The organism is Brachybacterium halotolerans subsp. kimchii, assembly GCF_020792675.1.
In the GTDB taxonomy this organism is placed as follows: domain Bacteria; phylum Actinomycetota; class Actinomycetes; order Actinomycetales; family Dermabacteraceae; genus Brachybacterium; species Brachybacterium halotolerans.
The window spans coordinates 1,769,623-1,788,283 of record NZ_CP086254.1; the positions used below are offsets into that span (position 1 = coordinate 1,769,623).

Below are 18,661 nucleotides of genomic sequence, written 5' to 3' on the forward strand. Positions count from 1 at the left end.
ACGAGCAGCCCGACGCGCGTAGCGTGGCTCACATGACGAGCGATCCGCAGACCGCCGGAGCGTCGCGCTCCGCCTCCACTTCTCCTGTTCCCACTTCTTCGTCCGACGCAACTCCGACCTCCGCGTCCGCCCCCTCCCGCGACGTCCTCGAGGTCGACGTGATCGTCCTCGGCGGCGGGCCCGTCGGCGAGAACGTCGCCCAGTACGCGATCGAGGGCACGGGCCTCAGCGCGGCGATCGTCGAGGGCGAGCGCATGGGCGGGGAGTGCTCCTACTGGGCGTGCATGCCCTCGAAGGCGCTGCTGCGCCCGCTCGACGTGCGCGCCGCGGCTGAGCACCTGCCGGGCATCACCACCCCGGAGATCGACGTCGAGGCGCTGCTCGCGCGGCGCGACGACTGGGTCTCCCACTACGACGACACGGGCCAGGTGCAGTGGGCCGAGGGCGCGGGCCTCACCGTGGTGCGCGGCCACGGGGCGCTCAGCGGTGAGCGCGAGGTGACCGTGCGAGCGGCCGACGGGCAGGGCGCCGACGGGACTGCGGCCCACGGGGCAGCGGCCGACGGGACTGTGGCTGACGGGGCGCCGCGCGTCCTGCGCGCCCGTCGTGCGGTCGTGCTCGCGACCGGCAGCGAGCCGGTGATCCCCGCCCCCTATGCGGCGCTCGCGCCCTGGACCTCGCGCGATGCGACCGGGGTGCAGGAGGTGCCGGGACGGCTGCTGATCGTGGGCGGCGGCGTGGTCGCGTGCGAGGCGGCGACGTGGATGCGGGCGCTGGGCAGCGAGGTCACGATGCTGGTGCGCGGGGATCGGCTGCTGGCGTCGGCCGAGCCCGAGGCCTCGGAGCACGTGCGCACGGGTCTCGAGGCGATCGGGGTGCGTGTGCTCACCGGGACATCGGCCGAGGACGCCTCGCGCGACGGCGTCTCGGCGGGGGCCGACGGGGAGAGCGGCATCGGCCGCCTGCACGGCGGCGAGGTGCGGGTCCGCGTGGCGGGCACCGCGGGTGCCGGCGCGGACGGCGAGGTCCTCACGGCCGACGAGATCCTCGTGGCGACCGGCCGTCGGCCGCGGCTTCAGGACGTGGGGCTCGAGGCCGTCGGCCTCTCCCCCGCAGACGTCACGGGCGCGGCGCTGCCGGACTGGCTGTATGCCGTCGGCGATGCGAGCGGCGAGGCGCCGCTGACGCACTGGGGCAAGTACCGGGCGCGCGTGATCGGCGAGGAGATCCGGGATGCCTCGCTCGCGGACGTCGAGCCGACGCCTCCGCCGGAGGCCGTCGCCGAGGGGCGCGCGGTCCCGCAGGTCGTATTCACGGATCCGCAGGTGGCGAGCGTCGGGCTCACCGAGCGGGCGTCGCGGGAGGCGGGCTTCGACGTGGAGATCGCCCAGGTGCCCTTCGAGGGGGCCGCCGGCAGTGCCCTGCTGCGGGACGACGCCTCCGGGGTCGCGAAGATCGTCGTGGACGCGAGGACCCATCGCCTGCTCGGCGCGACCTTCGCGGGCCCGGACGCCGCAGAGATCGTGCATGCAGCGACCGTCGCGATCGTCGGCGAGGTCCCCGTCGACGTGCTGCGCCATGCGGTGCCGAGCTACCCGACCGCCTCCGAGCTGTGGCTGCGCCTGCTCGAGGAGCTGCCGCGCGAGTACCGGCACGCGGCGCCGCGGGGGTGATGCCTGGACGTCGGTTCTTCGCGGTCAGGGTGATGATCCACGCGCCCCTCCCGCCCCATCACAGCGGCACCGCTTCCGCCAGGACGCGTTCGCGGATCGCGTCGCGGAGATCGGTGTCGGGAACGGCCTCGACGGGGTAGCCGACGAGTTCGGTGAGGCGGATATCGAGGTCAGCGAGATCCATCAGATCGATCGGCCGCCTGGGTGTGAACAGCAGATCGATGTCCGACCCGTCCGCATCCGCCCCTCGCGCGACCGAACCGAACACGCGCACGTCGTCGCCCGCACGGCGCATCAGGTCGATCACGTCCCGACGGGCGCTCCTGAGCGCTCGGCCCCTCTCCGTCACGCCGTGGAAGCGTAGGAGCCTGGAGATCTCCGGTTGGCTCCGGCCGGTCTTCCGAGCGATCTCCGACTGGGTGACTCCATGGGCATGCGCGGCCCTGATCGCAGCGACGAGTTCCTGACGCGCCGTCCGTACAGCCGCATCCGATCGGGCGGCCACCGCTTCAAGCGACTCCATATCTCAAGTATAGCAAGTCCTATATTTTGAACACGGGGGCTACTCCCTTCGGGCGCCCGAGCTTCCCCGCCATCAACACGTCGGCCCCTTCGCAGCCGCGTGGCGCGTCGCCGTCGATCGCCGAGGAATGCCATGGCGGCGTCAGGGGCTGGCAGGGACCATGACTTCATGGAGGAATCCCTGGTCGGAGGAAACATGACGCCCGGGGTGGTCCGCGCCGGGGACACCGTGCCTCGACCCCGCGGGCCACGCTCTCTACAGGTGGGAGCGGCGCTGCCCTGGCTCGCATCGCACGGGTTCCAGGCAGCCCCCGGGTACCTGGGGACTGATGAACAGGGGCGGGACGTCTTCGAGTTCATCGAGGGCGCGACGACCGAGCATCCGCTCCAGCGCGACGAACGCGCATACGGAGAAGTAGCCCGGATACTGCATCATCTTCATGCGTTGACGCACGGAAGCGATCTTGTCCCCGTCGGCACGGCCCTCCTCCACGGCGATCCCGGACCGTCCAATGTGATCTGCCGGGATGGCCTGCCCGTCGCCCTCATCGACTGGGACACGATGCACGCGGGCGACCCGCTCGAGGACGTCGGCTATGCGGCATGGACGTGGTGCATCCAGTCGATCGGCGGAGTCCCCGTACAGGACCAGGCACGACGTCTGGCGCAATTCCGAGACGCCTATGACTCCTCACTGAATGGCGACGACATGCCCTCGGCCGTCTTCGAGGCTCAGCAGCGCGTGATCGACGCAGAACAGCAGATCGCCAAGGGTCCCGGCACCACGGAGGATCGACTCGCGCATTCGCTCCGGGCGGTCGAGTGGGCGAGCGCAGAGCGCTCTTTCGCAAAACAGCACCAAGCACCCTTCCTCTCCGCCCTGCGGTGATGCCGACGCACCGCCCCTTCAGTACCCCACGCGGCCGTCGATCGCCTCGCGCACGAGGTCGAGGTGCCCCAGGTGGCGGGCGTACTCCTCGATGAGGTGGGTGAGGATCCAGCGCAGGTTCACCTGCTCCCCACGCCGCAGTCCGCGCACCGGACCGTCGAGGTCCCTCCAGCTCGCCGCGCCCGTGCGCGTCACCTCGATCTCGCGGCGGTAGCGCTCGACGTCGGCGAGCGCGGTGGCGTGGTCGGTGTCGTCGAAGTCCCCGTCGGGGCTGGCCGCCGTGCAGTAGTAGTCGGGGAGCTGCTCGTCGAGCAGCACCTCGCGCAGCCAGTACGCCTCGACCTCGGTGAGGTGGCGGAGGATCCCGACCGGGCTCAGCGCCGAGGGCGGGAGGGGCCTCTCGCACAGCTGCGAGGCATCGAGTCCGTCGATCTTGAGCAGCAGGGTCTCGCGGTAGAAGTCGACCCAGTGATCCAGGGTCTCCCGCTCCCCCGCGACCATGGGCCCGAAGCGTCTCGTGTCGTCCATGGTGGGAAGTCTGGGGCTCAGATCCCTCGGTGGCCAGGGAGTTTCCTTGTCCCGTGCGTGCCGCCGGCCCTATGTTCGCAGCATGGACATCTCACTGCGCCCGCTCCGCCGGGAGGACGCGCACGCGATCGTCGCCGCCGAGGACGACGCGACCGTGCGGTTCCTCAGCGGAGGCCGCAGCACCGTCCAGGGCACGGAGGAGTACGTCGACCGCCTGCATCGCGAAGCGTCGGAGGGCAGGTCGAAGCGCGCCTTCGGCATCTGGGCCGACGGGACCTGCGTGGGCACCGTCGACTACGACCCGCAGGTCACCGACGGCCTCGAACCGGGTGACGTGAACATCGCCTACGGGGTCGCGCCGTGGATCCGCGGGAGGGGTGTCGCGGTGCGCGCCGTCGAGCTGGTCTGCGGGATCATCGCAGAGCGGGGCGTCGGCCGACGCGTCGCGATACGCGCGTCGGCCGAGAATCCCGCCTCCCGGCGCGTGGCGGAGAAGGCCGGATTCGTGTTCTCGCACGAGATGCGCAGCGCGACGGACGTCGACGAGACCGGACAACCGGAGATGTTCAGGGTGTTCGTCCTGAGGCTGTGAAGGCGGCCGGGACGAGTGCTGGGCGCCGCCCTTCAGAGGTCGAGGCGATATATGAGCGTCGGCAGTCCGGACGGGACGAAGTCCTCGCGCTCGAAAGCGAAGCCGAGCTTTCTCGCGAGTCCGATCGAGGCGGCGTTCTCAGGGTGGATGTTCGCAATGAGCCGCTTCGCGATCCCTTGATCTCGCGCCCGACGGATCCATGCCCGACTCCCCTCGCTCGCGAACCCGCGCCCCTGGGCGTCTGCGCGCAGCACGTATCCGAGTTCGACCTCGTTCCAGTGCTCCCAGAAGTGCAGTCCGATCCTTCCGATGAAGCGACCGGTCCCCCTCTCGCGCACGGCGCTCTGCCCATAACCCCGTTCTGCCCACTCGGCAGCGAACGACTCAACCTGCTGGGGGATGATCTGCGGAGTCAGCCTCTCCCCTCCCACGTATCGCGCGACCTCGGGGTCCGAGTAGAGCTCAGCCACGTCTTCCGTGTCCGAGGGGGTCAGCGGAGAAAGCTCGAGCCGTTCCGTGCTGAAGGTGTCATCGTCGCTCACCAGCTCAGTCTGCCCGATCAGAGCACCCTCCCGGTCCGCATTCGATCGAGGGGCGACGGTAAGCGCCACCACTAAGTACATGCAATACTTAGATCCATGTCCGACCATCGGTCCCATGACGCGACTCCACCGCGCTGGCCTGCCACCTGGGTGCGCGCGATCCTGCCACTCGCGATCCTGGTGAGCCTCGAGGAACGTCCGCTGCACGGGTATGCGATCGCGCAGAGCCTGGGCGAGCTCGGCTTCGGCGTGCCCAAGGGCGGCTCGCTCTACCCCGCACTCGCGCGGCTCGAGGAGGCCGGCGAGGTCGAGGCCCAGTGGGTGCCCGGACCCTCGGGCCCCGCCCGCCGCGAGTACACGCTCACCGCCTCGGGCCGCGATCACCTCGCCGTGCAGCGCACCCAGCTCTCGGCCTTGACGGCCGAGCTGACCCGCGCCACCGGGACCAGTTCCCCTGCCGCGGCCCCGATGGCCCAGCACTCGAGCACGATCGGAGGGCCCGACGATGCCTGCCGATGAGAACGCCGCTCCTTGTACGCACGTGACGGAGCGACCTACGGGCCCCGAGCTCGGGCGCGTGGCCGAAGCCTTCCATGCCGCCCGCGGGGTGGAGACCGACGCGGACTGGGCCGAGCTCGCCCTGGTCCGCCTGGTCTTCGGGGACGTGCGCATCGATGTCGTCGAGCAGGTCCTGACCGAGGCCGCGGGGACCGTGCGCGAGGCGCAGGAGAGCCCCGCCGAGCTGTTCGGCGCACCCTCCGAATGGGCTGACCAGCAGGCGGAGCAGCTGCGTGAGGCGGGGCTCGACGTCTTCGAGGATCCGTTGATCATGGGCTGGCGCGAGGGTGTGCTGACCACGCTCGGGCTCGCCTCGGGTCTCAGCGCCCTGTTCTTCCTCAGCCAGCTGCTGGACCTCCTCGTCGGCAGCGAGAGCGGGCCGACGGATGTCACCGCCGGCTTCGCGCTCATGCCGCTGCTGCTCTCGGCGATGCTCGTGGTGGTGATCGCGGTGTACAAGCGGGCGGTCGCCCGCTTCCGCTTTCCGATCGTGGTCGCGCTGTGCGCGGCGGTCGTCGTGCTGGGCGCCGGCGGCGTCGCGAGCATCATCGTGCCGCTGGCCCGGGAGGGGGCCGACGCGCGGCTCGCGTGGGGCTGGAGCATCCTGCTCGTGCCGCTCTACGCCGCTCTGTGCTGGGTCGTCGCGAAGCTGTGGCGCGCGCCCGCCCAAGGTCCCGGGGACAGGGAAGGCCGCGGGGACGCGAAAGGCCGCGAGGACGTGGAGGCGCTCACCCCGCAGCAGATCTTGGACTCCGCGCACCTGGACGACGAGGACTGGGTGCGGCGCGCCCGCGCCGCACTCCGACGTCGGGACGACTTCACCGATCCGCGCATCGACGCCGTGCTCACGGAGGCCCAAGCCCATGCGGCGGAGAGCGGGGCGCCCTTGGTCGAGGAGTTCGGCTCCCCCGAGGGGTATGCGCAGAAGCTCCCGAAGGATCCGCGCACGATCCCGCGGCGCATGACGCTCTTCTACGCCGTGCTCGCGCTGCTGTGGCTCGCCCTCGCGCTGGCCGACGCCGCCGGCGCAGGATGGCACGTCGGCTGGAGCGTCGCGGCGCCGGCGGTCCTCGCCGTAGCTTTCGGCGCTATGGCCGTCGGCCGCGCGAGGGCATGGCACAGGGTCGGCCGCAGCAGCTGATCGGCACCAGTACGCTCTCCCCGTGGCCCACCGCTCCCCCACCCTCACGCTCTTCCACGGCCCGCCGGGCGCGGGGAAGACGACGCTCGCGCGGCAGCTCGAGGCCGACGGCGTCGGCCTGCGGATCTCCACCGACGACTGGCAGGCGGCGCTCGGTGTGGACCTTACGGACTCGGAGTTCCACGAGCGTCTGCAGTCCCGCCTCTACGTCCACGCCCTCGCGCTGCTCGAGCGCGGGGTCGATGTCATCCTCGAGGACGGCCTCTGGATGCGCGCCGAGCGCACGCGCACGTTCGCCGACGCCCGCGCCCGCGGCGCGCGCATCCACTGGCACGTCTTCGACGTCGGGCCCGACGAGCTGGTGCGCCGGCTCGAGGCGCGCGCCGCAGCGGGCACGCCGGGAGCAGTGCCGATCCCGCGCGCGGAGCTCGAGCGGATCCTCACGCTCGTCGAGCCGCCGACGGGCGAGGAACTCGCCGCGGTCGACGCGGTGCGCGTGCATCACTGAGGGCGCTCGGCACGCACCGCACGCGGCGCGCGCTCACCACGGCCCGCCCGATCAGTGATCGGCAGGTACGCGCGGCCCGCGCCCGGCTGGCCGAGCCCCGGGCTCACGCCTCCGGGATCGGCCTGCCGAACTTCTCGAGGGTCATCGAGGCGGGCTCCGGGCCCCCGCGGGTGCCCGTATCCAGGGCGTCGATGCGGGCGAGCTCGTCGTCGGAGAGCTCCACGTCGAACACGTCGAAGTTCTCCGCGATGCGCGCCGGACGCACCGACTTGGGGATCACCTGGCGTCCCTCCTGGAGGTGCCAGGCCAGGATGATCTGCGCGGGCGTCTTCCCGTGCGCCTGCGCGATCTCGGCGATGACGGGGTCCTGAAGGGGGCTCGCATGCTCGGTGGCGTAGTCGAAGACGCCGCCGATCGGCGACCAGGCCTGCGCGAGGGTGCCGCGCTCGGCGCCCTTCGCGATCACGTCGCGCTGCTGGAAGTAGGGGTGCATCTCGATCTGGTTGACCGCTGGGGCCACCGTGGTGGCACCCGCCAGGTGCTCGAGGTCCTCGACCATGAAGTTGCTGACGCCGATCGCGCGCACCTTCGCGTCGGTCAGGAGCTCCTCGAGGGCCGTGTAGGCGCCGATCGTGCGCTCGAACTCCGTGGTCAGCGGCTGGTGCAGGATCAGCAGGTCGAGAGTGTCGAGGCCGAGCTTCCCGGTCGCCTTCTCGAAGGCGTGCAGAGTCTCGTCGTGCCCGTAGTCGGAGATCCAGATCTTCGTCTCCACGAACACCTCGTCGCGCGCGAGCCCCGAGTCGGCGAGCGCCTCGCCGACGCCGCGCTCGTTGCCGTAGGCGGCGGCCGTGTCGATGTGCCGGTATCCGGTCCGCAGCGCCTCGGCGACCGCGGTCCTCGTCTCGTCCGGCGGGGTCTGGTAGACGCCGAAGCCCAGGGCGGGCATGACGACGCCGTTGTTCAGAGAGATGTCCGGTGTGCTCATGGTTCGACGGTATGCCCGTGGCCCAGCACCTGCCAGGTACTCGCAGGGCGCCCGTGCCGACGCCTGCGTCAGGGCACGCGCCTACCCTTGCCCCATGACCTTCGTGAACGCAGGCACCCTCGGCACCGTCGCCGGAGCACGGGACGAGCTCGTCTCCCGGCTGATCCAGCGCAACGACCGTCTCCGCGAGCTCGGCTGCCTCGCCTACGAGGTCGGCACGAACGACGAGGAGCCCGACACCGTCTTCGTCGTGGAGATCTGGGAGAGCGCGCAGGCGCACCGCGAGTCGCTCTCGGACCCGGACGTCTCCGCCGCGATCACCGCGGCGCGCCCATTGCTCAGCGGTGCCTTCGGCGGGTTCCGCTTCGACGTCGCCGGTTCGCCGTTGCGCACCGAGGGCGCCTGAGAGGACTCCTGGGGCCGACGGGCCCGGTCCTCCCCCGCATCACTCCTGCGCGCCGGTCCGTGAGCGCCCGGCCTCGCGCGCCTCGCGTGCGGTCGCGACGTCATCGACCACGACCACGATGTGGCGCAGGCTCGTCAGCAGCGATCCGTAGAGCGGCCAGCTCGTGCTGCGCAGGCCCTCCCTGCCCGTGAGGGCGTCGGCCAGGGCATCGATCCGGTCCAGGATCGGGGCGACGTCCGCGTCCGGGTCTGCGACCGACTGTCCGGTGTCGCCGACCAGATCGGCCCATTCCTCCCGGAACTTCTGGTCCCACGGACGTTCCGCACCACTGGCCTCGCACAGGGTGCGGGCCATGTGCCGCAGGTGGGAGACGCCCTCGTCGATCCTGGCGAGGATCTGCTCGTATCCGCTCCTGTCCTCGGGCGGTACCGCCCCGTCCTCCTCCGGTGAGCGCTGAGAGCGCAGACGGTTTCGCGGATTGGCGCGTCTGCTCTCGTGCGCCGATCGCACCGTGGACCATGCGGATGCGAGGTCGCTGCTCATCGACTCGGTCTCCTCGAGCCATTCCTGAGCGCGATCGGTCTCCCACGACGTGCGGAACTCGTCGGCCATCGAGATGAGCACCTCGCCCATCCGGCGGTTCACGCTGTCCACGTATCGCGCCGCCTGCCGGTCGCGCAGCGGCGGGATCAGCAGCAGGTTCACCGCGATCCCCACCAGCGCGCCCAGCGCGACCTCGAGGATGCGATCGGTCAGCAGGCCCACGTCGCTCGCCGATCCGGCCCCGAGCACGAAGATCACGGTGGTCGCGATCGCGATGCCCTCCTCCCGGATCCATCGGATCCTGGCCAGGGCGAGCGCCACCAGGAGCGCGATCGCGAGGGTCCACACCGAGGTCCCGAGCGCCGCGCCGACCACGAAGGAGAGCGCCACCCCGAGCCATGAGGCCGCCGTGGACTGGGCGCCTCGGCGGAAGGACTCGAAGACCGTCGGATACACCGTGAGCAGCGCGACCCAGGGCGCGAGGAACGGCATCGTGGAATGCAGGACCTCCGCCGCCAGCCACCAGGCGAAACCCGCGGCGAGCACGGACTTCACGATCTGGAGGAGGTCGGTGACGGTCTCGGGGCGCAGCCCCCGGGGTCGAGGCATCTCGCGCGGTCGGAACGGACGCATCCCGAACACGCTACGCACCCCGAGACACACACGCGAGGACTCCTGCTCACGCAAGCCGCCCGCCCCTGACATCCACCGCCGTGCGGGCTCCGCGCAGGACCCCGCAGGGGCCCGCTCCGGCGCCGTCGCCCGCGCGAGCAGCCGCCGTGGGAAGCTTGCGTGCACCGGACGACGCACGAGGAGGTCGACGATGACCAGCTATGCCGTCCTGCTGCGCGCCGTGAACGTCGGCGGCACCGGGAAGCTGCCGATGGCGGAGCTGCGGGAGATGTGCACCGCGCTGGGCTTCGCCGACGTGCGCACCTATATCGCCAGCGGAAACGTCGTGCTGCGCTCGGAGGATGCGGCCGACGCGGTGCGCACCGCGGTCGAGGCGCGGCTCGAGGAGTTTGCCGGACGCCCGGTGGGGGTCGCGGTGCGCACCGCCGAGCAGATGCGCGCGGTCCTCGAGAGGAACCCGTTCCCGGATGCCCCCGGGAACCGTGCGATGGTGCTCTTCCTGGACGCGCCTCCCCCGGCCGACGCCCTCGAGGGGGCGCGCAACGCGGCCGACGAGCAGATGGTGCTCGGCGCGCAGGAGATCTACGTGCACTACCCCTGCGGCATGGGCGCCTCCCGCCTGCGGATCCCCGCCGCCGAGCACGGCACCGCCCGGAACATGAACACGGTCGCGAAGCTCGTGACGATGCTCGACGACCTCGACGACCTCGACGAACTCGACGAACGGGACTAGGCCTCTCCCCATGGATTCCTCCCGACTCTCCCACGCGATCACGGCCGCTCTTGTGATCGCCCGCGCCCAGGGACTCGACGCCCTCGAGGCACGAGTCCTCAGCAACTCGAACAAGGCGGTCCTCCTTCTGCTGCCGAGTGCGGTCGTGGCGCGCGTGGGCCCGGCGGACCAGCCGATCGCGGCGTACGAGCTGGATCTCGCTGTGCGTCTCGTCGACGCGGACGCTCCCGTGGTGGCCCCGGATCCGAGGGTCGAGCCGGTCGCCCGTCTGCGTGACGGCTTCGAGGTCTCCCTGTGGAGCTGGGTGGACCCCGACGCCGATCCCGATCGGGCGCCGGCGGCTCCCGCCGCCCTCGCCGAGGCCCTCGCGCACCTGCACGCGGCGATGCGCGGCATCGATCTTCCGGCGCCGCGCTTCACCGATCGCGTCCGCAGCGCGATCGATCTGCTCGACGACCCCGAGCGCTCCCCACGGCTCCGGGCTCCTGATCGGGCGCTGCTGCGCGGCACGCTCGTGGATCTGCGCGACGCCGTGGGATCGACGGTCCGCGAGCAGCTCCTGCACGGCGAGCCGCATCCGGGCAACATCCTCCACTCGCCGCGCGGTCCGCTGTTCATCGACCTCGAGACCTGCTGCCGCGGACCGGTCGAGTTCGACCTCGCGCACCTCCCGCCCGAGGCTGCGGAGCACTACCAGTCCGCGACGGGCACCGACCCTGGCGGCTTCGGGCTCCCCGACGCGACAGTCCTCGCCCAGTGTCGACGGCTCACGCTGGCCCTCGCCACGACCTGGCGCTTCGACGTCGCGGACGCCTTCCCCGACGGCGAGCGCGTGGGCGAGGAATGGCTCGCGCAGCTGCGGGCGACGGCCTCCCTCGAATAACCGGATGCTGCCTTCATCCTGCAGATGAGAACCTCGGACCATGCATGCCACCGACTCTCCCGAAGACCACGAGACGGCTCTGCGGCTGATCCTCGAGATGCAGAGCAGTGCGTCGACGGCGTGCGCGTATCTCGGCCGCCATGAGGCGGGCATCCGCGAGGATCTCGAGAACCTCGACCAGGACTGGAGGGAGACGCTGCGCGTGAGCCGGGGTGCCGATGGACGGGTCGACGGGGCCGTCCTCATCGAGTGGGACACGGAGCTGGATCGCTCGTGGGTCCACGGACCGTGGACGCGGCAGGGGCGATGGGAGCAGCAGGCGCCGGGACTGCTGGAATCCGTGATCGCCCAGGCCCCCGTCGCCCGTCACGAGATGTACGCCGCGGTGGAGAACGCGCAGATGGCGTGGCTCGCTGAGCGGTGCGGGTGGGCCGCCGGTGAGGCGAACTTCGAGTATGCGAAGGAGCTCGAGGACGGACCGTCGGCCCTGCGCATGGAGGACGACGCCGTCCGGCGGGCGAATCCCGCGGATGTCCCCCGCCTCGCCGAGCTCCACGAAGCGGAGTTTCCCGGCACCTATGCGTCCACGTCGGACCTCGTCGAGCACGGCGGCTCGTACTCGACGTTCGTGCACGCCGAAGGCGGAGGCATGCTGGGATACCTCAGCGGTCAGATGCAGGAGGGCGACACCCTGTACGTCGACTTCCTCGCGGTCGCCCCGGACGCCCGACGGCGCGGCATCGCCCGGGGCCTGCTGGACGCGGCGGCGCATCGCATGGGCGCGCGCACGACCACGCTGACCGTCGACGAGCATCGACCGGGCGCGCAGCGCGCCTACGAGGCACTCGGGTTCTCACGCACCGCGGCGACCCGTCCGTACCGACGAGGCGGCGCGGCTGATCGGGCCGCCTCTCCACGGGACGGTGCCGAGGCGCCTCAGATGTAGGCCATCCTCGCGACGAGGCGGGAGTCGATCCCGGGCGGCCAGGTGAAGGCGGTCGAGACGATCCTCTGGTGCGCGAGCCCGTGCATCGCGACCCACAGCGCGATCGCATCGGCGTCCGGATCCGTGCTCTGCGAGCTGCCGTCGGCGACGCAGGCTGCCAGGAGCTCCTGGAGCAGCTCGAGCGTCGCGATGCCCAGGGCGGCCACCTCATCGCGCGGGACGGCGTCATCGGCCATGTCCTGTGCCGCGTTCCAGACCCCGCCGTACATGACGAGGTACCGGTGGGGACGGGCTCGGGCGAAGTCGAGGTAGCCCTCGCAGAGCGCCAGGAGCCGGTCGCGGCTCTCCGGCCCCGCCGCCTCGACGACCCGGCGCAGCTCGGCGTCGATCTCGGCGAAGGCGCGGGTGAGTGCGGCGAGCAGGATCTGCTGGCGGTTCTCGAAGTGACCGTAGATCGACGGGGCGGAGATGCCGACCCGGCGGGCGACGGCCCGCAGCGTCACCGCGCCCGCATCCCCCGTCTCGTCCAGGAGCGCGAGCGCCGCATCGCTGATCTCGCCCTTGAGGCGCTCCCCTTCGCCGCGCGGATTGCGCCTGCGTGCGGGCGGCGCACCCCCATCAGTCGTCGACGTGCTCATGCCCTGACCTTACATGCGTTCACCGAAGATGTCGGAGGGTCTTGCGCAACTTGAGTAAACGCCCGTAAGGTTACGATCGTTCGGCCACATTCGCCTCGCCGGCTCCCCTCGAGCCGGCCACCGTGGACAGAGGAACCGCCATGACCATCACCCGACGCCCCCTACGCCTCAGCCTCGTCGCTGCTGCCGCCACGACCCTGTTCGCCGTCACCACCGCGTGCGGCTCCCCCTCACCCGACGCTCGTTCGGCCGCCGACGAGGCCGACAGCTCCGCCGCCGAGGCCTCGGACGCCTCGGACGGCTCCGACGCCTCTGATGCCGGCGGATCGACCGGAGCCCCCGCCGACGTCACCACGAGCACCGCCGGCGAGGCCACGTGCGGGGGCGAGGGCATCGACACCTCCGCCTCGGTGACGAGCGCGCACGACCTCCTCGTCGACGCCCCCGCCGACACCGTCTGGAAGACCCTCACCGACGTCGAGACGTGGTCCGACTGGCAGAGCGCCGTCACCAGCATCGAGCGTCTGGACTCCGGTCCGCTCGCGAAGGGCTCGCAGTTCCGCTGGACGACGCCGGTGCCGGAATCCGACATCTCCGCCGCGGACACCCTGCGCATCACCTCGACCGTGCGGCAGATCGACCCCGGTCACTGCGTGCTCTGGGAGGGTCCGGCCGTCGGCGACACTCTCACGATCGACAAGGGAACCCATCTCTGGACGGTCACGGAGACCGACGACGGGACGCTCGTGCACACCGAGGAGTCCTGGGACGCCGAGGTACTGGACTCCCTCGAGGGAGACGATGCCGAGGCCGCCGCGCAGATGCTCGGCGGAGGGCTCGTCAGCTGGCTCGACGACCTGCGCACCACGGCGGAGGCGGCACGATGAACCGCACCGGCCGCACCCTCCCCCGTACCGCCCTCATCTCCGCCGCCGCCAGCGCGGTGCTCGTCGCCGGAGGGTTCGCGATGATCGCGGTGCTCCCCGTCGTCCTCACCGCGCTGAGCGTCCTGCTCGATGCCCGGCTGGGTCCGCTCCGCCTCTGGACCGCCCTGCTCGTCATCGCCTACGGCTCCGGTCTCGCGCTGCACCTGGCCGGATCGGATCCGGCCCCGAGCCTCACGAAGGACCTGCATCCGCTGCACGCGGCCGTGATCGTCCTCGCCGCCCTCGCCGTGGTGGTCCGCGCGCTCCTGATGCGCCGAGCGGCGCGACGCACGGCTCAGGCCGAGGCGCCCGCGGACACGGACGCGGGCAGGGACGCGGGCACGGATGCGTGAGAGCGCGGCCTCGCACCCCTCACGCGCTGCTCACTCGTGCCAGCGCACCCGCACGTCCCCGGCGGTGACGCCGTCGAGGACGATCTCGTCCTCGCTCGTGCCGAGCGCCCACTCCCCCGGCGCCTCGATGTGCGGGTGGCCCCGGATGCCGAGCTCGGCGCGGTCCAGGATGAGCTCGGCGCGCGTGTTCGCGGGGACCTGCACGAGGAGCGCGCCCGCGTCGCGGTCGAGCTCGACGCCGACGGGCCCGCGGATGGTCGGCACGGTCCCTCGGATCCGGGCGAGCGGGCCGGGATGCGGGGCGATGCGCACCCGCGCCGCTCCCGGCTCGATCACCCGGACGCCGAGGACCCAGCGCGCGATGACGTTCACCGGCGCGGTCCCCCAGGCGTGGGAGAAGGTCATGTTGGGCTTGTGCGCGGGGTCCCAGGCCTCGGGCACGATGGTCGCGCCCAGGTCGTCGATTTGGTGCAGCCAGCTCTCGGTGGTCCGCGCCGTCATCAGCGCGATCGCCTCGCGGGAGCGCCCGGCGGTGAACAGCGCGTCGAGCAGGAACTGCGCCCCGTACACGCTCATGCGCATCCCGCCGGAGGAGAGGAACTCGCCGAGGACGGGGAGGTGCTCGTCGGGCGCGAGGCCGAGGGCGACGGGGATCGCGGTCGCGTGCTGGGAGCGGTGCTCGCTGCCCTCCCCGTCGACGTAGGCGGGGCCGTCCCCGAGCATCCGCTCGTTGAGCGCCCTGGTGACGGCCGCGGCCGACTCCGCGAAGCCGTGCGCGACGCGCTCGTCGCCGATCGCCTCGCCGATCCGGGAGAGGGCGCGGAACGCCGCGGCCTGGAAGGCGTTGAGCACCGTGTTGACTTCGGTGAACTCGAAGCCGTCGCGCGAGGTCGCGGGCCAGTCGACGAGGTCGGCGTCCCACTCGCTCGCGCTGCCCGGGTCCTTGCGGACCAGGTCGTCGTCGAGGAGGTGCTGGTATCCGCCCTGCTCGAGGAAGTGGAGGTCCTCGCGCAGGCGCCGGTCATCGCCCGTGGCCAGATAGTCCTCCCATGCCATGAGCGGCGGCATCAGGTGGTACTCGGCGGGCCAGGTGGGGCGGCGGGCGAGGAAGGCCAGCGAGCTGCGGGCGAGCGCGAAGGACGGCTCCACGGCGTACTGCGAGCGCTGGTTGACCAGCGCGTCCCCCTCGTAGGGGAGGCGCTCGCGGGACTGGGTGTCCACGTAGAGGTCCTGGCTGGTCGCCTCGATCGAGTACCGGCACATCTCCCACACGCGGTCCAGGTCGGGGTCCGAGGAGGTGAAGGCTCCGCCGCCCATGGCCGCCGATCGCAGCACCACCGGGCGCAGCGCGCGGGAGAGGTCGAGGCCCGATCCCGCATCGGCCTCGAGCTCGACGTGGCGGAAGGCGCGCAGCCCCCAGTGCTCGATGGTCTGCGGGCCGTCGCGCAGCGTCCACGTCTCCTCGAAGACGTTGCTCGTGCGCAGGCGGGAGCGCACCGCGCCGTCGGCCTCGAGCTCCTCGCCGAGCCGAACCCGGACCCGCGTGCCCGCGCGGCCGACCACCTCGAGGCGGATCCCGCCGACGACCTCACGGCCGAGGTCCGCCCGCCAGATCTCGCCGCCGCCCACCCGGTGCGCCCGCACGGTCTCGCCCAGGTGATGGCGGATGCTGACGGTCGCCGGCGTCGGCGGCGGCAGCTCGACCTCGCTGCGCAGCGCCAGGTCCCACCCGGAGTCGTCGAAGCCGGGGCTCTGCCAGCCGCGCGGCTCGTGCCGCATGTCCCAGTCCTCGCGCGGGGCCCGGAACCAGCCGCCGCCGATGTCCCCGAGCCCCGGCAGCATCATCGCCCCGCTGAACGCCCGCCAGCGGGTGGAGGTCGGCACCTCGAGGCGGGTGCCGTCGGCCAGCACGACCACCAGACGAGCGACGAACGCTCGCCCCTGCTCCGCCCAGCACAGGGCTGCGAGGGCGTTGCGCCCGGGCCGCAGCACGCCGGTGAGGTCATGCGTGTGGTACATCGCCTCCTCGAAGCCCGAGCGCACGCTGCCGTACCCCACGACCTGCGCGTTCGCCCACAGCTTGTACACGTGCTGGCGGCCGCCGCGCGGCCCCTGGGGCGTCGGCCCGCCCTCCGGGGACAGGCCCGCGGCCTCGACGAAGGCGGCGCGGACGGGCTGAGCGGGCAGATCGAACTCGGTGCGCAGCAGCACCCACGGGATGTCCTCCGCGGTCCACTCGTCCATCGCCACCGGACCCCAGATGCCGTCGCCGCCCCAGGCGTCCGCCGCGGTGACGAAGCACTGGGCGCTGGACCAGTCGCCGGGCGCATCGGTGTCCACGGCGACCCGCCACCAGTACGGGGTGGAGGCATCCAGATCGGGCCCCTCGTAGGGCACGGCCACCGAGCGCGGGGAGGTCACCCAGCCGGTGTCCCAGAGCGGGCTGCCGAAGCCGCGCGGCGAGCGGGCGACCTGGATGCGGTGCATCCTCTGCATGGAGTCGCCCAGCTGCGGGACCACCCAGGAGAAGCGCGCTCCGCGCACGGGGACGCCGACGGGCAGGTGCTGGAGGTCGACGCGCAGCTCCTCCGGGCGCGGTCTGGCGCGCGAGGACAGATGACGGGGCGACATGCCGGGAGGACCTCCGCGCGTGGAGTCGGACGCGACCGTCCGATCCTATCGAGCCGGGGCGCCCGTCGGCGGACAGCCGGTTCGCCGGGTCCGCGGCGGGAGCGCCCTACGGCCGGGACACCAGTCCCTGCTCGACCATGAAGTCGAAGGCGACGTCCGCCGGCAGCTCCCCGCCCTCGTCGACCCGCAGGTTCAGCGAGCGCAGGGCGTCATCGGTGAGCTCGGGCGTCACGGTCTCGTAGACGTCCTGGAGCTGCGGGTGCTTCGTCAGCGTCTCGGTGCGCAGGACCGGGGCCACGTTGTACGCCGGGAAGTAGTGGCGGTCGTCCTCGAGGATCTTCAGGTCCAGGCTCTGGATGCGCCCGTCGGTCGTGAAGACCTCGCCGAAGTTGCAGCTGCCCCTGTCCGTCGCGGTGTATACGGCGCCGGTGTCGTAGAGGCTGATGTTGCCCGCGGGGACCCCGTCGTCCTTCCCGCGCGGGATGTCGTAGGCCTTCAGCAGCGGCACGAGGCCGTCGGCCCGGGAGTTGAACTCCGACTCCACGCAGATGGTCCGGTCCTTCACGGGAAGGTCCTCGAGCTGGCTGAGCTTCGTGATGCCGCCCAGCTCCTCGACGGCCTCGCTGCGCACCGCGAGGGCGTAGGTGTTGTTCAGCGGCGCGGGCGGCAGCCAGGTGAGGCCGTTGTCCAGATCCGCGTCGTGCACGGCCTGCCACTGCTTCTTCTTGTCGGGGATGCCCTTGGTCTCGCCCAGGTAGGTCAGCCACGCGGTGCCCGTGTACTCCCAGGTCATGTCGGCCCCGCCGTTGGTCATCAGCTCGCGCACGGGGACGCTGCCGGGGACGTTGGTGAGGTCGTCGACCTCGAAGCCGGCGGCGCGGGCGGCGATCACGCCGATCTTGCCGAGGATCAGCTGCTCGGTGAAGTTCTTCCCGGTGACGGTGATGCGCGCGCCCTGGGCGAGGTCGTCGATGCGCTTGATCTTCCCGGGGGCGACGTCCGGCGTGTACGCGGTCGCGGGGCGCAGCCCGCAGCCGGCGAGCGGGAGCAGGCCGAGCGCCGCGAGGACCCCCAGCCGTCGGCGGCTGAGACGGCGGCCGCCGATCGAGGAGCCGACGGAGCGGCGCGAGGATCCGGCGACCGGACGGTCGGCGGGCCGGCTGCTCGGCCGGCCGGTGGGCGTGGTCTCGTGCATGCTCACAGTCCCTTCGGTCGGGCGACGTGCTCGACGACGCGGCCGGCCCAGTCCACGATCAGGGCGAGCACCGCGACCAGCAGCGCGCCGGAGATCAGGACCTTGAACAGGTACAGGTTGATGCCGGTGGTGATCAGCAGGCCCAGGCCGCCGCCGTTGACGAAGGCGGCGAGCGAGGCCGTGCCCACCAGCAGGACGAGCGCCGTGCGCACGCCGGAGAGCATGACCGGCACCGCGAGCGGCAGCTCGACGCGCAGCAGCACGGCGAAGGCGGTCATGCCCATCCCCCGCCCCGCCTCGACCAGGCGCTGGTCGACGCCGCGCACGCCGATCATCGTGTTCCGCAGCACCGGCAGGATCGCGTAGAGCACCAGGGCGATGATCGAGGCCTGGAACCCGTTGGGCACGAAGGCGGCGAGCACGACGATGAGGCCGACGGCCGGGGCGGCCTGCCCGAAGTTCGCCACGGCCAGCACGGGCTCCGCGATCCTCCGGAAGGGGCCGCGGGTCAGCAGGATCCCCACCGGCACGCCGATCACCAGCACGATCACGGTCGCCACCAGGGTGAGGGCGAGGTGCTGGCCGGTGAGCTCGAGGATCGTCGAGGGGTTCAGGGTGTTGCGCTCGGTGGCCGTGAGCGGCGCGAGCATCAGCCAGGCGCCGTAGACCACGAGGATCGCGAGCAGCACCAGGATCTGCACGATGAGCGGGCGCCACGGGCGCGGAGCGGGCGCGCGGTCCTCATCGGCCGCATCAGGCACGTCGGGCGCGGCTGTCGGGTCGGCCGCGACATCCATCGCGGCATCGTCCGTCGCCTGAGCGGTGGTGTCGGTCGT

At 71.9% G+C, this 18,661-nt stretch carries 21 protein-coding genes; 12 read left to right on the top strand and 9 right to left on the bottom strand.

Annotation, left to right across the window (positions count from 1 at the left end; genetic code table 11):
- The first annotated feature begins 32 nt into the window (after positions 1-32).
- Positions 33-1,673 (top strand): dihydrolipoyl dehydrogenase family protein, encoded by a 1,641-nt coding sequence (locus Bra3105_RS08125; protein WP_228359379.1) that lies wholly within the window; start codon positions 33-35, stop codon positions 1,671-1,673.
- A gap of 58 nt (positions 1,674-1,731) precedes the next feature.
- On the opposite strand, the gene Bra3105_RS08130 is transcribed toward Bra3105_RS08125, so the two are convergent.
- A complete protein-coding gene (locus Bra3105_RS08130; protein ID WP_228359380.1) occupies positions 1,732-1,980 on the bottom strand; it encodes a nucleotidyltransferase family protein in 249 nt (82 codons plus the stop codon).
- A gap of 384 nt (positions 1,981-2,364) precedes the next feature.
- On the opposite strand from Bra3105_RS08130, the gene Bra3105_RS08135 reads away from it, so the two are divergent.
- On the top strand, positions 2,365-3,084 hold the full coding sequence (locus Bra3105_RS08135; protein ID WP_228359381.1) for a phosphotransferase family protein: 720 nt from the start codon (positions 2,365-2,367) through the stop codon (positions 3,082-3,084).
- 18 nt (positions 3,085-3,102) lie between these two features.
- On the opposite strand, the gene Bra3105_RS08140 is transcribed toward Bra3105_RS08135, so the two are convergent.
- Positions 3,103-3,612, bottom strand: a complete 510-nt coding sequence (locus tag Bra3105_RS08140; protein WP_228359382.1) for a DinB family protein — start codon at positions 3,610-3,612, stop codon at positions 3,103-3,105.
- A gap of 82 nt (positions 3,613-3,694) precedes the next feature.
- Here Bra3105_RS08140 and Bra3105_RS08145 point away from each other — a divergent pair, with 82 nt between their 5' ends.
- Positions 3,695-4,204 (top strand): GNAT family N-acetyltransferase, encoded by a 510-nt coding sequence (locus tag Bra3105_RS08145; protein WP_228359383.1) that lies wholly within the window; start codon positions 3,695-3,697, stop codon positions 4,202-4,204.
- Between the two features lie 32 nt (positions 4,205-4,236).
- On the opposite strand, the gene Bra3105_RS08150 is transcribed toward Bra3105_RS08145, so the two are convergent.
- Positions 4,237-4,827, bottom strand: coding sequence for a GNAT family N-acetyltransferase (locus Bra3105_RS08150; protein WP_228359384.1), 591 nt, complete (start codon positions 4,825-4,827; stop codon positions 4,237-4,239).
- A gap of 15 nt (positions 4,828-4,842) precedes the next feature.
- Between Bra3105_RS08150 and Bra3105_RS08155 the strand changes: the two genes are divergently transcribed.
- From Bra3105_RS08155 to Bra3105_RS08165, 3 genes are read left to right on the top strand one after another with little or no spacing between them, the layout of a single operon-like run.
- The gene (locus tag Bra3105_RS08155; protein ID WP_228359385.1) at positions 4,843-5,265 is read left to right on the top strand and encodes a PadR family transcriptional regulator; all 423 of its coding nucleotides are present in this window, start codon (positions 4,843-4,845) and stop codon (positions 5,263-5,265) included.
- Positions 5,266-5,287: 22 nt separating this feature from the next.
- On the top strand, positions 5,288-6,445 hold the full coding sequence (locus tag Bra3105_RS08160; RefSeq protein WP_228359386.1) for a DUF1129 domain-containing protein: 1,158 nt from the start codon (positions 5,288-5,290) through the stop codon (positions 6,443-6,445).
- A gap of 22 nt (positions 6,446-6,467) precedes the next feature.
- On the top strand, positions 6,468-6,953 hold the full coding sequence (locus Bra3105_RS08165) for a P-loop nucleotide/nucleoside kinase family protein (RefSeq protein WP_228359387.1): 486 nt from the start codon (positions 6,468-6,470) through the stop codon (positions 6,951-6,953).
- A gap of 103 nt (positions 6,954-7,056) precedes the next feature.
- On the opposite strand, the gene Bra3105_RS08170 is transcribed toward Bra3105_RS08165, so the two are convergent.
- Complete coding sequence (locus tag Bra3105_RS08170; protein ID WP_228359388.1) at positions 7,057-7,938, bottom strand: aldo/keto reductase; 882 nt, start codon at positions 7,936-7,938, stop codon at positions 7,057-7,059.
- Between the two features lie 94 nt (positions 7,939-8,032).
- Between Bra3105_RS08170 and Bra3105_RS08175 the strand changes: the two genes are divergently transcribed.
- On the top strand, positions 8,033-8,344 hold the full coding sequence (locus Bra3105_RS08175; RefSeq protein WP_228359389.1) for a putative quinol monooxygenase: 312 nt from the start codon (positions 8,033-8,035) through the stop codon (positions 8,342-8,344).
- Positions 8,345-8,383: 39 nt separating this feature from the next.
- Here the strand turns inward: Bra3105_RS08175 and Bra3105_RS08180 are convergent, their stop codons facing one another.
- On the bottom strand, positions 8,384-9,520 hold the full coding sequence (locus tag Bra3105_RS08180) for an FUSC family protein (RefSeq protein WP_228359390.1): 1,137 nt from the start codon (positions 9,518-9,520) through the stop codon (positions 8,384-8,386).
- Positions 9,521-9,710: 190 nt separating this feature from the next.
- Between Bra3105_RS08180 and Bra3105_RS08185 the strand changes: the two genes are divergently transcribed.
- The 3 genes from Bra3105_RS08185 to Bra3105_RS08195 are packed head-to-tail and all read left to right on the top strand — an operon-like array spanning position 9,711 to position 12,082.
- Positions 9,711-10,253 (top strand): DUF1697 domain-containing protein, encoded by a 543-nt coding sequence (locus tag Bra3105_RS08185; RefSeq protein ID WP_228359391.1) that lies wholly within the window; start codon positions 9,711-9,713, stop codon positions 10,251-10,253.
- A gap of 10 nt (positions 10,254-10,263) precedes the next feature.
- Complete coding sequence (locus Bra3105_RS08190) at positions 10,264-11,136, top strand: phosphotransferase (RefSeq protein WP_228359392.1); 873 nt, start codon at positions 10,264-10,266, stop codon at positions 11,134-11,136.
- 40 nt (positions 11,137-11,176) lie between these two features.
- Positions 11,177-12,082, top strand: a complete 906-nt coding sequence (locus tag Bra3105_RS08195) for a GNAT family N-acetyltransferase (protein ID WP_228359393.1) — start codon at positions 11,177-11,179, stop codon at positions 12,080-12,082.
- Here the strand turns inward: Bra3105_RS08195 and Bra3105_RS08200 are convergent.
- A complete protein-coding gene (locus tag Bra3105_RS08200; protein WP_228359394.1) occupies positions 12,073-12,720 on the bottom strand; it encodes a TetR/AcrR family transcriptional regulator in 648 nt (215 codons plus the stop codon). The two genes, Bra3105_RS08195 and Bra3105_RS08200, sit on opposite strands and share 10 nt — an antisense overlap.
- A 140-nt stretch (positions 12,721-12,860) precedes the next feature.
- Between Bra3105_RS08200 and Bra3105_RS08205 the strand changes: the two genes are divergently transcribed.
- Together Bra3105_RS08205 and Bra3105_RS08210 are read left to right on the top strand one after the other, a co-directional pair.
- Positions 12,861-13,607 carry an SRPBCC family protein gene (locus Bra3105_RS08205; RefSeq protein ID WP_228359395.1) on the top strand — a complete coding sequence of 249 codons (747 nt, stop codon included), beginning with the start codon at positions 12,861-12,863 and terminating at the stop codon, positions 13,605-13,607.
- A complete protein-coding gene (locus tag Bra3105_RS08210; RefSeq protein WP_228359396.1) occupies positions 13,604-13,999 on the top strand; it encodes a hypothetical protein in 396 nt (131 codons plus the stop codon). The genes Bra3105_RS08205 and Bra3105_RS08210 overlap by 4 nt, the downstream gene beginning before the upstream one ends.
- Before the next feature lie 30 nt (positions 14,000-14,029).
- Here the strand turns inward: Bra3105_RS08210 and Bra3105_RS08215 are convergent, their stop codons facing one another.
- The 3 genes from Bra3105_RS08215 to Bra3105_RS08225 form a co-directional block, all read right to left on the bottom strand.
- Positions 14,030-16,630: a family 78 glycoside hydrolase catalytic domain gene (locus Bra3105_RS08215; protein ID WP_228359397.1), complete on the bottom strand. Its 2,601-nt coding sequence runs from the start codon at positions 16,628-16,630 to the stop codon at positions 14,030-14,032.
- A gap of 106 nt (positions 16,631-16,736) precedes the next feature.
- Complete coding sequence (locus Bra3105_RS08220; RefSeq protein WP_228359398.1) at positions 16,737-17,825, bottom strand: glycine betaine ABC transporter substrate-binding protein; 1,089 nt, start codon at positions 17,823-17,825, stop codon at positions 16,737-16,739.
- Positions 17,826-17,827: 2 nt separating this feature from the next.
- Complete coding sequence (locus Bra3105_RS08225) at positions 17,828-18,622, bottom strand: ABC transporter permease (protein WP_407650917.1); 795 nt, start codon at positions 18,620-18,622, stop codon at positions 17,828-17,830.
- Between the last annotated feature and the right edge of the window lie 39 nt (positions 18,623-18,661).

What these genes read in the sequence shown, in the direction of transcription:
- Bra3105_RS08125 (WP_228359379.1), top strand. Translation starts at nt 33, where the DNA reads ATGACGAGCGATCCGCAGACCGCCGGAGCGTCGCGCTCCGCCTCCACT.
- Bra3105_RS08135 (WP_228359381.1), top strand. Translation starts at nt 2,365, where the DNA reads ATGGAGGAATCCCTGGTCGGAGGAAACATGACGCCCGGGGTGGTCCGC.
- Bra3105_RS08140 (WP_228359382.1), bottom strand. Translation starts at nt 3,612, where the DNA reads ATGGACGACACGAGACGCTTCGGGCCCATGGTCGCGGGGGAGCGGGAG.
- Bra3105_RS08145 (WP_228359383.1), top strand. Translation starts at nt 3,695, where the DNA reads ATGGACATCTCACTGCGCCCGCTCCGCCGGGAGGACGCGCACGCGATC.
- Bra3105_RS08150 (WP_228359384.1), bottom strand. Translation starts at nt 4,827, where the DNA reads ATGTACTTAGTGGTGGCGCTTACCGTCGCCCCTCGATCGAATGCGGAC.
- Bra3105_RS08155 (WP_228359385.1), top strand. Translation starts at nt 4,843, where the DNA reads ATGTCCGACCATCGGTCCCATGACGCGACTCCACCGCGCTGGCCTGCC.
- Bra3105_RS08170 (WP_228359388.1), bottom strand. Translation starts at nt 7,938, where the DNA reads ATGAGCACACCGGACATCTCTCTGAACAACGGCGTCGTCATGCCCGCC.
- Bra3105_RS08175 (WP_228359389.1), top strand. Translation starts at nt 8,033, where the DNA reads ATGACCTTCGTGAACGCAGGCACCCTCGGCACCGTCGCCGGAGCACGG.
- Bra3105_RS08180 (WP_228359390.1), bottom strand. Translation starts at nt 9,520, where the DNA reads ATGCGTCCGTTCCGACCGCGCGAGATGCCTCGACCCCGGGGGCTGCGC.
- Bra3105_RS08185 (WP_228359391.1), top strand. Translation starts at nt 9,711, where the DNA reads ATGACCAGCTATGCCGTCCTGCTGCGCGCCGTGAACGTCGGCGGCACC.
- Bra3105_RS08190 (WP_228359392.1), top strand. Translation starts at nt 10,264, where the DNA reads ATGGATTCCTCCCGACTCTCCCACGCGATCACGGCCGCTCTTGTGATC.
- Bra3105_RS08195 (WP_228359393.1), top strand. Translation starts at nt 11,177, where the DNA reads ATGCATGCCACCGACTCTCCCGAAGACCACGAGACGGCTCTGCGGCTG.
- Bra3105_RS08200 (WP_228359394.1), bottom strand. Translation starts at nt 12,720, where the DNA reads ATGAGCACGTCGACGACTGATGGGGGTGCGCCGCCCGCACGCAGGCGC.
- Bra3105_RS08205 (WP_228359395.1), top strand. Translation starts at nt 12,861, where the DNA reads ATGACCATCACCCGACGCCCCCTACGCCTCAGCCTCGTCGCTGCTGCC.
- Bra3105_RS08210 (WP_228359396.1), top strand. Translation starts at nt 13,604, where the DNA reads ATGAACCGCACCGGCCGCACCCTCCCCCGTACCGCCCTCATCTCCGCC.
- Bra3105_RS08215 (WP_228359397.1), bottom strand. Translation starts at nt 16,630, where the DNA reads ATGTCGCCCCGTCATCTGTCCTCGCGCGCCAGACCGCGCCCGGAGGAG.
- Bra3105_RS08220 (WP_228359398.1), bottom strand. Translation starts at nt 17,825, where the DNA reads ATGCACGAGACCACGCCCACCGGCCGGCCGAGCAGCCGGCCCGCCGAC.
- Bra3105_RS08225 (WP_407650917.1), bottom strand. Translation starts at nt 18,622, where the DNA reads ATGGATGTCGCGGCCGACCCGACAGCCGCGCCCGACGTGCCTGATGCG.